The sequence below is a fragment of the Bacillota bacterium genome, from assembly GCA_013178305.1.
GTDB lineage: Bacteria > Bacillota > Sulfobacillia > JABLXB01 > JABLXB01 > JABLXB01.
Genome location: JABLXB010000003.1, coordinates 394,124 through 408,121 on the forward strand (window position 1 = coordinate 394,124; position 13,998 = coordinate 408,121).

Below are 13,998 nucleotides of genomic sequence, written 5' to 3' on the forward strand. Positions count from 1 at the left end.
TCCGGGCATTTTAGTTCTGAAAGAAAGAACGCTGGAGGTGGAAACGGCAGGAGCGTGATTTGACTTGTCGAGCTGGACCAGGCGCCGGATAACGGGCCTGCTCCTGGTGTGGCTCCTCGCCGTAACCTGTGCCAGCGCGCCGTTTTGGGGTCTTGCGAGTATCCCCGGCAGCATCAGACTGTTTGAGGGCCGCGAGCACGAGATCCGGGGAACGATCCCGTTCGTCAGCATTGTTTCGGCTGACGACCGCGTGATCCAGGTCCGAAACGTCTCGGGCACAGCGGGGACCGGTTTTTCCGTGGTCCCGCTCGCTAAAGGCCGCGCGAACCTCGAATTTCGCCTCTTCGGGGTTATTCCGTTGAAGCGGCTTCTAGTCGACGTACTTCCATCCCTCAGGCTCTTTCCAGGGGGCCATTCCATCGGAGTCCTCATCCACGCGCAGGGCGTGCTCGTAACGGGGCTTGCGCCCGTAACCACGGCGGCGGGCAAGACGATATATCCCGCGAGGGACGCCGGTGTCGAGGTCGGCGACATGGTGCTCGAGGTATGCGGGGAGAAGGTACGGAGCGACGCCCACATATCGGCATTGATCGACGAGGCCGGACGGAAGAACGCGGAGGCCACCTTGCTCCTCCGGAAGAAAGATGGTCGCGAGGCGCTGGTGCGCGTGACCCCGTTGATATGCAGGGATTCCGGCAAGTACCGCATAGGGATGTGGGTGAGGGACAGTGCCGCCGGAGTCGGTACGCTGACCTTTTACGAACCTTCCACAGGGGTATTCGGCGCGCTTGGCCACGTGATAACCGACGATGAGACCGACAGGCCGATAGACGTTCGCGACGGGCGCATTGTCAAGGCGACAGTCACGGGCATCGAAGAGGGCCGCCGGGGGCAACCCGGTGAAAAGATCGGGGTATTCCTCGAGGAAAAAGACGTAATAGGATGCATACAGCGAAATACGCAGTTCGGCATCATCGGGGTACTGGATGTCATCCCCGATAATCCGCTGTATCCCGAACCGCTCCCGATAGGCCTGGGCCAGGACGTACGGGAGGGCCCCGCGGAAATAATCACGGTCGTCCAGGGCCAGAAAATGGAGCGATTCAGGGTAGAGATCCAGAAGGTGATAAGGCAATCGAAACCTGATGGGAGAGGTCTCATCGTAAAGATCACGGATCCCGACCTCATCAACAAGGCGGGCGGGATCGTGCAGGGTATGAGCGGGAGTCCGATAATACAGGACGGCAGGCTGATTGGTGCGATAACTCACGTGTTCGTGAACGACCCGACCCGGGGTTACGGGGTGTTCATAGAGTGGATGATAATGGAGGCCGGGCTTCACGGCAGTGACAGGGTGGTGGGCTGGGGGATGAGATCCCCGGCCCATTCGCTTTCGCCGGCGGCTCGACTCACAGGAAAAAACTGCCTTACTTAGAAGGATAAGCAAGGGGCTTCGTAGAATTGGTGAAACCGCATCACTACTCTGGGGAGGGTTATATCCGTGGGCCAGATCCGGGTCGCTATCGCCGACGATAACAAGGACTTCTGCGAGCTGTTGAAAAACCACATTCAAAATCAGCCCGACATGGAAGTAGTGGGAATCGCACACAACGGAAACGACGCTCTGGAGCTCCTCAAGAAAACCAACCCGAACGTCCTCGTGCTGGATATTATCATGCCGCACATCGACGGGATAGCGGTGCTCGAGAAGCTGGCGACCGACACGGGAACGCGCCCGCGGGTCATCATCCTGACCGCCTTCGGGCAGGAAAGCATCACCCACCGTGTTGCGGAGCTCGGGGCCGATTATTACGTCCTGAAGCCGTTCAACCTGGATGTACTGGTCAGCCGCATCCGCCAGATGTGCTCCGCGGCCCCGGTGACAAGGATGCCCCAGGTTAAGACCAAGACCATGGACGCCGAGGTCACAAACATAATCCACGAGATCGGGATCCCCGCCCACATCAAGGGGTACCTGTATCTGAGGGACGCTATAATTATGGTCGTCAACAAGGTCGAGCTCCTGTCGGCGGTCACCAAGGAACTGTACCCGAACATCGCATCCAAGTACAAGACCACCCCGAGCAGGGTGGAACGGGCGATAAGGCATGCAATCGAGGTCGCGTGGAACAGGGGGAATATCGAGCTGATCAACAACATGTTCGGGCACACGGTGAGCCAGGAAAGAGGCAAGCCGACCAACTCGGAATTCATCGCGATGGTTGCCGACAAGATCAGGATGGACCTCAGGGCCTCGTGATTCTGCGGTTGCGAGTCAAGTCCCGGAGGGACATGGTTCCCGCCGGGCTTTATCATTTAAGAGTACTATTTTTGAAGGTACTGCGGCGGGCATTCTCGAACAGAGTCTGCAAAGGATTTCATGGTGGAAGAGCACAAATCGACGGCGAAGGTGAAGAGAATGGCCGGTCTCGATGTTCTGGAGCGCGCGCTTCACGGGTTCGTAGGCCCGCAGGAAAGGATAATCGATTACCTCCTGTTTGTACTCAATTCAACGCACGATGGCATGATCGCCGTGAATTCACGCGGGATAGTCACCATCGTCAATTCGGCGGCGGAGGCCATCACGGGCCTGAAATCTGCAGACGTGGTGGGCAGACCCGCGGAGGAAGTCATCCCCAACACAAGGCTGCACATCGTGGCGCGGACGGGGAAAGCCGAGCTTAACCAGCAGCAGGACACCGGCAAGACGGTGATCATAACCAACAGGGTCCCGGTGCGGGACAAGAAGGGCGACATCGCCGGGGCGGTGGCCGTGTTCAGGGACATTACGGAGGTCAAGCACCTCGCGGAGGAGATAACGAACCTCCGCGAGATCCAGAGCATGCTCGAGGCAATAATCAACTCCACGCAAGATGCAATCTCGGTAGTCGACGCCGAGGGCAAGGGGCTCATGATCAATCCCGCCTACACGCGATTGACGGGACTCACCGGGGAGGACGTGATAGGGAAGCCGCCGACCGTCGACATCGCCGAGGGGGAGAGCATGCACCTGCTAGTGCTCGAGACGATGCAGCCCGTTACGGGCGTACCGATGAAAGTGGGGCCCGGCAGGCGAGAGGTGCTGGTCGATGTCGCCCCCATCCTGGTTGCCGGTGGTCTCAAGGGGAGCGTAGCGGTCATCCACGACAAATCGGAGATAATCAGGCTCACCGAGGAGCTCGATCGCGTCAAGCACCTCGTGAGGAGGCTCGAGGCGAAATACACCTTCGAAGATATCGTGGCGGAGAGTCCGCTGATGAAATCGGCAGTCGACCAGGCGCGGCGCGCTGCGCGCACGCCCGCGACGGTGTTGCTGCGTGGCGAGAGCGGCACCGGAAAAGAGCTGTTCGCCCACGCGATACACAACCTCAGCCAGCGGAAGAGCGGGCCATTCGTGCGCGTGAACTGTGCGGCGATCGCGGAGTCCCTCCTCGAGAGCGAGCTTTTCGGCTACGTTGAGGGCGCGTTCACGGGGGCCAGGCGGGGCGGCCGCAGGGGAATGTTCGAGGAAGCGGACCGCGGAACGATATTCCTGGACGAGGTCGGCGTCATGAATCTCAACCTCCAGTCCAAGATCCTCAGGGTGCTTCAGGAGAAGGAAGTGATGCGGGTCGGCGACACCACCCCGACGAAGATCAACGTGAGGATCATCGCCGCTACCAATGTCAACCTGGAGCAGGCAATGGAGAACGGGAAGTTCAGGGAGGACCTGTATTACCGGCTCAACGTGATACCGATACTCATTCCACCGTTGCGGCAGCGCAGGGGGGACATTCCGGGACTCGTATACTGGCTGATACGCAAGTTCAACCAGGAGTACGGCAGGTCGCTGAAGGGCGCTTCCGGAGAGGCGCTCGAACGTCTCTGCGCATACGACTGGCCCGGAAACGTCAGGGAACTGGAGAACATCCTCGGGCGGGCCATCATCAACATGAAGTACAGCGATACACTCATAGAGACGTGGCACCTCCCGGCGCTGGGCCGCCCCGAGCCGGTGGGCCGGGCGGCCGATGGGCTCGCCGCCGGCGCCGGGGCCGCGCAGGGGGGCGGGGAGGAGAGGCTCGTAGACCTGATGCGGAGGGTGGAGCGCGAGGCGATCCTCAGTATGCTCCGAGCGACGGGGTGGAATAAGACCGAATCTGCGAGGCGCCTCGGGATCGCGACCAGGAGCCTGTACTACAAGATGGAGCGGCTCGGCCTTACCAACGAATAGAGAGGGGCATCGCGGAGGGCGGCGGACCGTGTGCAGTCACATGCGTGCAGAGATCTGCAGACCATGAACTGTACTGCATCGTAGGGTCGCCCCTCACGGGCCGGATGGCTGCCGAACAGGCCGCACTGCAGCACGGTGCGGCTTCTCGTTTCCCGGGGCGCTCAGGCACGGGATTTGCATTCGTGAGGTGTCAAGAGCTGGTGGTGCCTGCGCAAGCCGCAATCCACGCTGTAATGCGCGTCGCACCGTGCGCGGCGCCGCCGGCGGGCGGAGGTGGGATCCGTGGAGGTCTTCAAGGAGATCGGGAAGTACGGGCACGAGCAGGTGGCTTACTGCTTCGACGAGGTCTCGGGCCTGAAGTCCATTATCGCTATCCACAACACCAGCCTGGGCCCCGCCCTGGGTGGGTGCCGGATGTGGCCGTACGGTTCCGAGGAGGAAGCGGTCGAGGATGTGCTCAGGCTGTCGCGAGCCATGACGTACAAGAACTCGATCATGGGGCTCGACCTGGGCGGTGGTAAGGCGGTCATAATTGGCGATCCCAGGAAGGATAAAACGGAGGCGCTGTTCAGGGCGTTCGGCAAGTTCGTGCAGAGCCTCGGGGGCAGGTACATCACCGCCGAGGACGTGGGAGTCGGCGAGCGCGACATGGCGGTGGTGGCCACGGAGACGGGGTTCGTCGCGGGGCGGCCCGAAGTGAGCGGCGATCCGTCGCCCGCAACGGCGTGGGGCGTTCTTCACGGGATGAAGGCGTGCTGCCGCGTGGTGTTCGGCGATGACTCGCTGGCGGGCCGCAAGGTCGCGGTGCAGGGCGCCGGGCATGTGGGCAGACATCTCATCCGCCACCTCGTCGAGGAGGAAGCGGAGGTCGTCGTGACCGACATCTTCGAGGATGCCGTCGAGTCCGTGGTCACGGGGTTCAACGTGAGGGCCGTGGACCCGCAGGACATATACGATGTGGAGTGCGATGTGTTCAGCCCGTGCGCGCTCGGGGGCGTCATCAACGACGGTACGATCCCGCGGCTGAGATGCCGTATCGTGGCGGGCGCGGCGAACAACCAGCTGGCCGAATCGCACCACGGCGAGGAGCTGGCCCGGGCGGGGATTCTGTATGCTCCGGATTTCGTCATGAACGGTGGAGGCGTGACTAACTGCGCCGCCGAACTCAGGCGCGGGAGCTATAACCGGAAGGAAACGTTCGAACGGATCTCGCGGATATACGACATCCTGCTCAGGGTGTTCGAGACCGCGCGGGCGCGGGGGATCGCGCCGCACCGCGCCGCCGAGCAGCTCGCGGAAGAGCGCATCAACACCCTGAGCGGTATCAAGCGACTGTACCTGCGGGCGCCGGTACCGGCGTGACCGCGGGCAGGCTGTTCAAGGGCAGGGGAGGGATCTGTCCTGCGGATTCGTGGGAGCGACGGTAGCGCGGCTGGCGGGAATGAGTGCCGCGTCACGGCGTTCGTGGGACCTTATGGCAGCGGCAAGACCGAGGTCTCCATCAACTACGCCCTGGCGAGGCTCGCGTCCGCGCCGTGTCGAGGCCGCCATGGTGTGGCGATCATCGATCTGGACGTGGTCACCCCTTACTTCAGGACCAGGGAGGTTCGTGAAGAGCTGGAGGCGCTCGGGCTGAGCGTCATCACCCCGCCGGGCGCGGTCTCCCGGACGGATCTGCCGGTCATCCCGCCCGAGGCGAGGGGGGCGATTGAGAACGAGTCTCTGGAGGTGATCATCGACGTGGGCGGCGACCCCGCTGGCGCGCGCGCGTTTGGGTCACTGGCGGGGTACGCCCGCCCATCAGGACTCCGGATTCTATTCGTGGTGAATGCCTCAAGGCCTTTCACCAGGACGCCCCAGGAGATCGTGCACTACGTCCGTGAGATCGAGGCGGCAATGGGGCGATCCTGCACGGGGCTGGTGTCCAACACGCACCTCGGGCCGCACACTACTGAAAGCATAGTGAAGGACGGCCGTGCGGTCGCCGCGGCGGCAGGGCGCGTGCTCGGGCTCGACATCGTGCTTACGGGGGTTCCCGAGTTCATGGAGGGTGCCGCGCCTGCGCGGCTGCTGGTAGCGGATGGAGAGATTCTTCCGCTTCGCCTTTTCATGAAGCCGCCGTGGGAGACCGCGGCGTGGAGAATGGGGAGGGTTCTGCGTGAAGCGAGTGGTCTTCAACGAGGAGAGGTGTAAGGCGTGCGAGCTGTGCGTCGCGGTCTGCCCGAGGAAGATCATTAACCTCTCCGAGCGCATCAACCGGATGGGTTTCAGGTCGGCCGAGGTCCGGGAGCAGGACAAGTGCACGAGCTGCACGCTTTGCGCCAGGATGTGTCCACACATCGCCATCGAGGTCTACAGGGAAGGGGGCGCCGCGGTTGGCTGATCTTGCGCTGATGAAGGGCAATGAGGCCGTGGGCGAGGCCGCCGTCAGGGCGGGGTGCCGGTACTTCTTCGGGTATCCCATAACGCCCCAGAACGAGATCCCCGAGTACATGTCGAGGCGGCTTCCGGCGGTCGGTGGCGTATTCCTGCAGGCCGAGAGCGAGGTAGCGGCGATCAACATGGTGTACGGCGCGGCGGGGGCCGGCGCGAGGGTAATGACCTCGTCGTCCGGGCCGGGGATAAGCCTTAAATCGGAGGGCATATCGTACATCGCCGCGGCGGAACTTCCGTGCGTCATCGTCAACATGGTCCGCGGCGGCCCGGGGCTCGGAAGCATCCAGCCCGCCCAGTCGGATTACTTCCAGGCCACCAAAGGCGGCGGCCACGGCGATTACAGGCTGGTCGTGCTGGCGCCGGCGTCGGTCCAGGAAATGGTGGACCTCGTGATGGACGCGTTCGACGTCGCGGACGAATACCGGAACCCCGTCATGATCATGGGCGACGGGATACTCGGCCAGATGATGGAGCCGGTTGAGTTCAAGGAACGGCCGTTCTCAGCCCCGCGGGAGAAACCGTGGGCCACGACCGGCGCGAATGGGAGGGCCGCCAACCTCATCAACTCCCTGTACATCGACCCTGAGGTACTGGAGAAGCACAACCTACACCTGGCCGAGAAATACCGTACGATCTCCGGCAAGGAGGTCAGGTACGAAGTCGTCGACCCGGGCGATTCCGAGTACTTCCTCGTGGCGTACGGCACCACCTCGCGGATATGCCGCTCGGTGATGCAGAAGGCGCGCGAGACCGGGATCAGGGCGGGCCTCATAAGGCCCATCACCCTCTGGCCGTTCCCGTACAAGGCGTTGGAAGAGGCGACGCGAAGGGCGAAGGGGTTCCTGACCGTGGAGATGAGTTGCGGCCAGATGGTCGAGGACGTACGGCTTGCGGTGTGCGGGCGGGCACCGGTGCGCTTCTATGGCAGGACAGGCGGGATGATCCCGCAGCCCCAGGCAATCCTGGAGCAGCTTGTGAGCCTCGTGGAAGGGGGTGTGTGACGTGGAGAAGGTGTTCGAGCGGCCACGCTGCATGAAAGACGTCGTCATGCACTACTGCCCCGGGTGTACGCACGGCATAGCGCACAGGCTGGTGGGCGAGGTAATCGACGAGCTCGGGATTGCCGCGAAGACGATAGGCATTTCGCCCGTCGGGTGCGCGGTATTCGCGTACAACTACTTCAACGTCGACTTCCAGCAGGCCGCGCACGGTCGCGCTCCGGCTGTGGCCACCGGCATCAAGCGCGTGCTGCCCGACAGGGTCGTGTTTTCGTACCAGGGTGACGGGGACCTCGCGTCTATCGGTACGGCGGAGATAGTCCACGCCGCGGCCAGGGGCGAGAAGATCACCGTGGTATTCATCAACAACGCGGTATATGGCATGACGTCCGGCCAGATGGCGCCGACCACGCTGCTTGGGCAGGTCACGACCACGACACCGGGCGGCAGGGACCCGTCGAGGGCGGGTTACCCGATCAGGATCGCGGAGATGCTTGCGACGCTGGACGGCGCCGCGTACATCGCCAGGGTCTCGCTGCACAACCCGGCCAACGTGGCGAGGGCGCGGCGGGCTATCCTCAAGGCGTTCAAGGTGCAGATGCTCGATCTCGGATTCTCCCTGGTCGAAGTGCTATCCATCTGCCCGACCAACTGGGGACTCGCGCCCCAGGCCTCCCTGAAGTGGGTCGAGGAAATGATGATACCCACGTTCACGCTCGGGGAACTCAAATCGCCGGCGGAGGTGGGATAGATGGTCCACGAGATCGTCATCGCGGGTTTCGGCGGGCAGGGGGTCATGTCGATGGGGACCCTGCTTGCGTACGCGGGCATGCTGCAGGGGAAGAAGGTGTCCTGGATACCGTCGTACGGGCCGGAGATGCGCGGCGGGACCGCGAACTGCTCGGTGGTCGTCTCCGACGAGGAGATCGTGTCGCCGGTCGTGAGCGAGCCCACGGCGGGGATCATGATGAACCTGCCGTCTCTAGACAAATTCGAGACTGCGATAAGGACGGGCGGCCTGCTCATAGTGAACAGTTCCATGGTTAACAGGAGGCCGGCGAGGACCGACCTGAAGGTGCTCGAGATCCCGGCGAACGACATCGCTTTCGAACTCGGAAACGACAAGGTAGCAAACATGGTCGTCCTGGGGGCTTTCCTGGAGATGACCAACGCCGTCAGGCCCGACCTGGTCGTAGAGTCCCTGAAGAAAGCGTTGCCGCCGCACCGGCACTCGTTGATCCCCGTCAACCAGCAGGCGCTGGAAAGGGGAAGGGATTTCGTAAGGGCGCAGGCTGCGGGTGGAGCAGCGTAGACCCAGGCCGCCCCCACCAACTTGCTGGAAGGGCTTTACCATGCTAGAATATGGCTAGATGCCCATTCAGCGGGTCCTGGGGGTAGAGAGCGTGCAGGATGCCCCGAGAGTAACTGTCACGGTGGACGAAATCGAGGCGCTCCTTTCGAGGTTACCCGGGGTTATGTCCTCCCGGGTAGTGGTGAACAACTGGGGGGCAATAGAGGAAATCCACATCCTGGCGAATACCGACAGGAATCCCAAGCAGCTGGTGAGGGATGTCGAGAGTTCGCTGGCGGCGCGGTGGAGTATCACCATCGATCACAAGAAGATCAGCGTGGCACAGCTGACGTCGATTCCGACGGGGGCCGGCCCCAGCAGGGTGAAGCTGGTCAACGTCATCCTCACCAACGACTCGCAGAGGGGACGGGTGCAGGCCAAGGTGGTCCTGTGCAAGCTCGATGAGGCTGGCATGAGGTACGAGGGGACCGCCGAGGGCTCCAGCAACAGATACCAGTCGTTCAAAGTGGCCTGCCAGGCGGCCGTAAGCGCGATTAACCAGGTGATCAACCCCCAGAACGTTTTTCTCCTCGAGGATGTGGGTACGATGTTCCTGTCCAAGCAGGAGATCGCGGTCGTGGCGGTGTCGCTGGTCACGGCGAGGGGTAATGAGGAGCTCCTGGTCGGGGCAGCGCCCATCAAGGGAGACGCGTTCGAGGCAGCCGTTAAGGCGACTCTTGACGCTTGCAACAGGCGGCTGGGTAACCTTCCGCCCAAGATAAACTCCGAGGAGAACGCGCAACCCGCTACTTGAGGGTCGGGACGAGGCTAACGGCGATTGGGAGGGGAGGCACGGCCTCCCCCCTTCGATTATACGCCCCTGATTGAGGAAGGACGTGGACCGGGGGATGTGCGGGCGGACGGACTCACTGGAGGAGAAGCTCATAGAACGAAAGACCGTGCACAACGGCAAGATCCTCACGCTCAACGTGGACCGCGTGGCGCTGCCGGGCGGGGGCGTGGCCACCAGGGAGGTCGTGCTCCACCCCGGGGCGGCCGCTGTCGTCGCCCTCGACGATGCCGGAAACGTACTCCTTGTGGAGCAGTACCGCTATCCGGCCGGAGCCACGCTCCTGGAGATCCCCGCGGGCAAGCTGGACCCGGGTGAGGACCCGCTCGGATGCGCCAGGAGAGAGCTCGGCGAGGAGGCCGGGGTCACTGCGCGGGACTGGGAAAGACTCGGCTCTTTCTTCACGAGCCCCGGCTTCTCGAGCGAGGTTATTCACGTGTTCCTGGCGTCCGGGCTGGAGCCCGTTCGCCCGGGCGAGGCTCTCCCCGACGATGACGAGCTGCTGAGAGTGGAGCACGTTCCGCTGGCGGATGCTCGGGACCTCATCTCGAACGGGCGTATTCGCGACGCAAAGACGGTCGCCGGCCTTCTCCTCGCCATGGACAGGGGGGCCTTCGAAGCGCCCCGCGCGGCCGGAAGGGGCGGCCGGTGAACGAATACTTTGCCGACCTTCACATACACCTCGGCAGGGACGGGCGGGGGAGGCCCGTCAAGATCTCCGCGTCGGCCGGACTTACCGTCACCGGCGTCGTGGAGGAGTGTACGCGCCGGAAGGGCATCCAGATCGCCGGGGTCGTCGACTGCCATTCGCCGGGAGTGCTTGATGACCTGCGCAGGCTGGTCGCGGGAGAAGACGCCTGCGAGGACGCCGCCGGGGGGATCCGCGTGGCCGGTGTCGACGGTTGCTACTCTGGCGCCGGGGCAACCGGGGCAGACAACGTCACGGTAATCCTCTGCTCCGAGGTGGAGGTGGTAGTCCGCGGCGCGCGCTGCCACCTGCTGGCCTACCTCCCGACCCTGGAATCGATGGTCCGCTTCTCGCGGTGGCTGGAGCCCCGCGTGACCAACGTCACGTTATCGAGCCAGCGTTGTGAGGCTCCCGCGGGCGAGGTGGTCCGCGTCGCCGCGGACCTGGGCGGTCTCGTGGCGCCGGCCCACGTGTTCACTCCCCACCGGGGCATCCTTGGGGCGTGCGTGACCAGGCTCGGCGAGGCTTTCGACGACCGGGATCTCGAGCATATGCCGTCTGTCGAATTGGGTCTCAGCGCCGATACTGGCATGGCGGACACCATCGACGAGATGAGCCGGTTCAGTTTCCTCAGCAACTCCGACGCCCACTCCAGGGCGTCGATCGCGAGGGAGTACAATACCCTGTGGCTCGAGGCGCCGTCGTTCGCCGAGTTGCTGCTCGCCTTGCGCTATTCCGGCGGCAGGAGAGTCACCGCCAACTACGGCCTGGACCCGCGGCTTGGGAAGTACCACAGGACGTTCTGCCCCGTGTGCGGGCACGTGGCCACAGGCCCCGCTCCCGAGAATGAGTGTACACTGTGCGGAAACGCGCGCGTCGTGCTCGGGGTCTGGGACCGCGTGAGGTCGATCGCCAGCAGCTATTCGCCCGTTCACCCGCACGGCAGGCCACAGTACATGCATCAGGTCCCCCTGGCTTTCATCCCGGGCCTCGGGCCGCGCTCGCTCGATCGGATCATCGCCGCGTTCGGCTCGGAGATGAACGCACTGCACCGCGCCTCCGCGGAGGACCTCGAAAGCGTGGTGGGCCCCATCCTGGCCTCCAGGGTGGTCGCGGCCAGGGAAGGCCGGCTCCAGGTTACGGTGGGCGCGGGCGGGGTGTACGGGTCGGTTTGCGACCCCACCGGCTGACTTCGGACATACCCACCCCGCGCGCGGCATATCGTGTATTGCCGGCGCAGGGGAGGGTCGACCGTGTTCGGGCGCAGAGTCGGAATGTCGGCCACCGGGGTGTTCAAGACGCACGTTGCGGCGTATTTCTTCGTGGGCGTGTTGTTCGTCACGGGGGTGGCGTTCGGCGCCGTGGCGGTGAAAGGCCTTACCGCGGACCAGAAGTCGGAGCTCGTGGCCTACGTTGATACGCTCCTTCGCGGGGTCGTGAGGTACACCGAGCCGGTGTCGCGGGCGAAGGTGTTCCAGGCATCCCTCCTGAACAACCTCAAGACCGCCGCCGCGCTGTGGTTTCTTGGCGTTACCGTGATTGGGATCCCCCTCGTGCTGCTGATCGTGTTCACCCGTGGTTTCACACTGGGGTTTGCGGTGGCATTCCTGGTTGAGGACATGGGCTACAGGGGTATTCTGTTCTCCGCTGCCGCCGTGCTGCCGCAGAACCTGCTCGCGGTGCCCGCCATTCTATCGCTCGGGGTGCTGTCGCTGTCGTTCTCTTTCATCCTCATCGCAAGCAGGCGCTCGGGGAGGGGGATCGATTTCCTCGGGGAATTCTCCAGGTACAGCCTTCTGGCCGCCTTGCTCGGGGCAGCGCTCCTCGCGTCGAGTGGGGTGGAGGCCGTCGTGACCCCGTCTCTCATCTCCCTCATAGGTGCCGGGGCGCACTAGGCGTTCCGGCCCTCTGGAGGACTTCATGCAACCATGGCGAACCATCCTTTGGATTGGGCTCGTCCGCAGAGACGAGTTCCAGTACTGGCGAAAAGGGGTGCGCTACAGATGAAAATCGGGGTTCCGCGGGAGATCAAGGCAGACGAGAACCGCGTCGCAATCACGCCGGCGGGCGTGGCCAGTTTCGTGAAGTTCGGGCACGAGATATACATCGAGAAGGGCGCGGGCTCCGGGAGCAGCATCTCCGACGACGAGTACAGGGCGGCGGGCGCGAAGATCCTTGACAAGGCTGCCGACGTCTTTTCCGTAGCGGACATGGTTATGAAGGTCAAGGAGCCCCTTCCACCGGAGTACGACTTGCTGACCCCGGGCAAAGTGCTGTTCACGTACCTGCACCTGGCTCCCGAGCCTGAACTGACGAAGGCCCTCGTGAAGAACAAGGTTGCAGCGATCGCATACGAAACAGTCCAGAAGGATGACGGCAGCCTGCCGCTCCTGACGCCGATGAGCGAAGTCGCGGGCAAGATGGCCACCCAGATAGGCGCGCACCTCCTTGAGAAGAGGAACGGTGGCCGGGGTGTGCTGCTCGGCGGCGTGGCGGGTGTACCGCCGGCCAACGTTACCATAGTCGGCGGTGGTACGGTGGGGACCGCGTCCGCCAAGGTGGCCGCGGGGATGGGGGCCACGGTGACCGTACTCGACCTGAACATCGACAGGCTCAGGTACCTGGACGACGTGTTCGGCGGCCGTGTCATGACGCTCATGTCCAACTCGTACAACATTGCGGAGTCGGTGAAGCACGCCGATCTGCTCGTCGGCGCGGTGCTGGTGCCCGGCGCCCGCGCGCCGCGGCTCGTGACCGAAGAGGTGGTCAAGACGATGAGGCCGGGGTCGGTCATCGTGGACGTCGCGATCGATCAGGGCGGCTCCGTCGAGACCATCGACAGGGTGACTACCCACTCGAACCCGACCTACGTCAAGCACGGTGTCGTCCACTACTCGGTTGCGAACATGCCCGGCGCGGTGCCGAGGACGTCTACGTTCGCCCTTACGAATGCCACTCTCCCGTACGCCGTCAAACTGGCGAACAAGGGTCACATAGCGGCAATCAAAGAGGACAGGGCGCTCGCGCTCGGCGTCAACGTCATAAACGGGGCCGTGACCTACAAGGCCGTCGCCGAGGCGCACAACCTCGCCTATGTGCCGCTGTCCGAGGTCATCGGCAAGTAGGCTTCTGATATTTATCCAGTTAATGGTGGGGGCCCGGTGGGCCCCTTTTCCTTTCCGGGGGGACTGGCCGGTGACCGTAATAAGCCACGCGGCATTCACATATTCCTTGAATAAGTACCTGTGGCAGGAAAAGAATACCGGGGAAGGGATGGACTATGATAGTCATTTCGCTTACCAGGGTGAGGCGGGGGTTCGGGGTGGTAGCCAGGTTGTGTGTACTGCTGTTCCTGGCCGGGTTTGTGCTTCCGAGGGCCGTGGACGCGATGGCGAGGCTTATGATTCCTGCGGCCGGTAAAGGCGCGGCTAATCTGGGTCTGGTAATCGAAAAAGTGTTGAGCATCATTGGCATAGCGCGTTAGGTAGTGGAAGGAATTTCTGGAAAAACCGTAGAATGAAT

At 63.2% G+C, this 13,998-nt stretch carries 15 protein-coding genes; all 15 read left to right on the plus strand.

Features of this window, described 5'->3' with window-relative positions:
- Positions 1-64: 64 nt before the first annotated feature.
- Positions 65-1,435: a SpoIVB peptidase gene (gene spoIVB, locus HPY55_09595; GenBank protein NPV70882.1), complete on the plus strand. Its 1,371-nt coding sequence runs from the start codon at positions 65-67 to the stop codon at positions 1,433-1,435.
- A gap of 60 nt (positions 1,436-1,495) precedes the next feature.
- Positions 1,496-2,260, plus strand: coding sequence for a sporulation transcription factor Spo0A (gene spo0A, locus HPY55_09600; GenBank protein NPV70883.1), 765 nt, complete (start codon positions 1,496-1,498; stop codon positions 2,258-2,260).
- Positions 2,261-2,380: 120 nt separating this feature from the next.
- Positions 2,381-4,213 (plus strand): sigma-54-dependent transcriptional regulator, encoded by a 1,833-nt coding sequence (locus tag HPY55_09605; GenBank protein NPV70884.1) that lies wholly within the window; start codon positions 2,381-2,383, stop codon positions 4,211-4,213.
- 282 nt (positions 4,214-4,495) lie between these two features.
- Positions 4,496-5,575, plus strand: a complete 1,080-nt coding sequence (locus tag HPY55_09610; protein NPV70885.1) for a Glu/Leu/Phe/Val dehydrogenase — start codon at positions 4,496-4,498, stop codon at positions 5,573-5,575.
- A gap of 102 nt (positions 5,576-5,677) precedes the next feature.
- Positions 5,678-6,406: a hypothetical protein gene (locus HPY55_09615; GenBank protein NPV70886.1), complete on the plus strand. Its 729-nt coding sequence runs from the start codon at positions 5,678-5,680 to the stop codon at positions 6,404-6,406.
- Positions 6,372-6,596: a 4Fe-4S binding protein gene (locus HPY55_09620; GenBank protein NPV70887.1), complete on the plus strand. Its 225-nt coding sequence runs from the start codon at positions 6,372-6,374 to the stop codon at positions 6,594-6,596. The genes HPY55_09615 and HPY55_09620 overlap by 35 nt, the downstream gene beginning before the upstream one ends.
- 10 nt (positions 6,597-6,606) lie before the next feature.
- Positions 6,607-7,650, plus strand: coding sequence for a 3-methyl-2-oxobutanoate dehydrogenase subunit VorB (locus HPY55_09625; GenBank protein ID NPV70888.1), 1,044 nt, complete (start codon positions 6,607-6,609; stop codon positions 7,648-7,650).
- Between the two features lie 31 nt (positions 7,651-7,681).
- Entirely contained in the window at positions 7,682-8,398 is a 717-nt protein-coding gene (locus HPY55_09630; GenBank protein ID NPV70889.1) for a 2-oxoglutarate oxidoreductase, read from the plus strand.
- Positions 8,399-8,959 (plus strand): 2-oxoacid:ferredoxin oxidoreductase subunit gamma, encoded by a 561-nt coding sequence (locus HPY55_09635; protein NPV70890.1) that lies wholly within the window; start codon positions 8,399-8,401, stop codon positions 8,957-8,959.
- A 91-nt stretch (positions 8,960-9,050) separates the two neighbouring features.
- A complete protein-coding gene (locus HPY55_09640) occupies positions 9,051-9,752 on the plus strand; it encodes a hypothetical protein (protein NPV70891.1) in 702 nt (233 codons plus the stop codon).
- A 94-nt stretch (positions 9,753-9,846) separates the two neighbouring features.
- Complete coding sequence (locus HPY55_09645; protein ID NPV70892.1) at positions 9,847-10,440, plus strand: NUDIX hydrolase; 594 nt, start codon at positions 9,847-9,849, stop codon at positions 10,438-10,440.
- The gene (locus HPY55_09650) at positions 10,437-11,666 is read left to right on the plus strand and encodes a TIGR00375 family protein (GenBank protein ID NPV70893.1); all 1,230 of its coding nucleotides are present in this window, start codon (positions 10,437-10,439) and stop codon (positions 11,664-11,666) included. The genes HPY55_09645 and HPY55_09650 overlap by 4 nt, the downstream gene beginning before the upstream one ends.
- A gap of 63 nt (positions 11,667-11,729) precedes the next feature.
- Complete coding sequence (spoIIM, locus tag HPY55_09655) at positions 11,730-12,371, plus strand: stage II sporulation protein M (protein ID NPV70894.1); 642 nt, start codon at positions 11,730-11,732, stop codon at positions 12,369-12,371.
- Between the two features lie 108 nt (positions 12,372-12,479).
- Complete coding sequence (ald, locus tag HPY55_09660) at positions 12,480-13,601, plus strand: alanine dehydrogenase (protein NPV70895.1); 1,122 nt, start codon at positions 12,480-12,482, stop codon at positions 13,599-13,601.
- Positions 13,602-13,756: 155 nt separating this feature from the next.
- On the plus strand, positions 13,757-13,960 hold the full coding sequence (locus HPY55_09665; protein NPV70896.1) for a hypothetical protein: 204 nt from the start codon (positions 13,757-13,759) through the stop codon (positions 13,958-13,960).
- Positions 13,961-13,998: the final 38 nt, after the last annotated feature.

Excerpts from the sequence above, each read along its gene's own strand:
- HPY55_09605 (NPV70884.1), top strand. The coding sequence starts at position 2,381 with ATGGTGGAAGAGCACAAATCGACGGCGAAGGTGAAGAGAATGGCCGGT.
- HPY55_09625 (NPV70888.1), top strand. The coding sequence starts at position 6,607 with ATGAAGGGCAATGAGGCCGTGGGCGAGGCCGCCGTCAGGGCGGGGTGC.
- HPY55_09630 (NPV70889.1), top strand. The coding sequence starts at position 7,682 with ATGAAAGACGTCGTCATGCACTACTGCCCCGGGTGTACGCACGGCATA.
- HPY55_09635 (NPV70890.1), top strand. The coding sequence starts at position 8,399 with ATGGTCCACGAGATCGTCATCGCGGGTTTCGGCGGGCAGGGGGTCATG.
- HPY55_09645 (NPV70892.1), top strand. The coding sequence starts at position 9,847 with ATGTGCGGGCGGACGGACTCACTGGAGGAGAAGCTCATAGAACGAAAG.
- ald (NPV70895.1), top strand. The coding sequence starts at position 12,480 with ATGAAAATCGGGGTTCCGCGGGAGATCAAGGCAGACGAGAACCGCGTC.
- HPY55_09665 (NPV70896.1), top strand. The coding sequence starts at position 13,757 with ATGATAGTCATTTCGCTTACCAGGGTGAGGCGGGGGTTCGGGGTGGTA.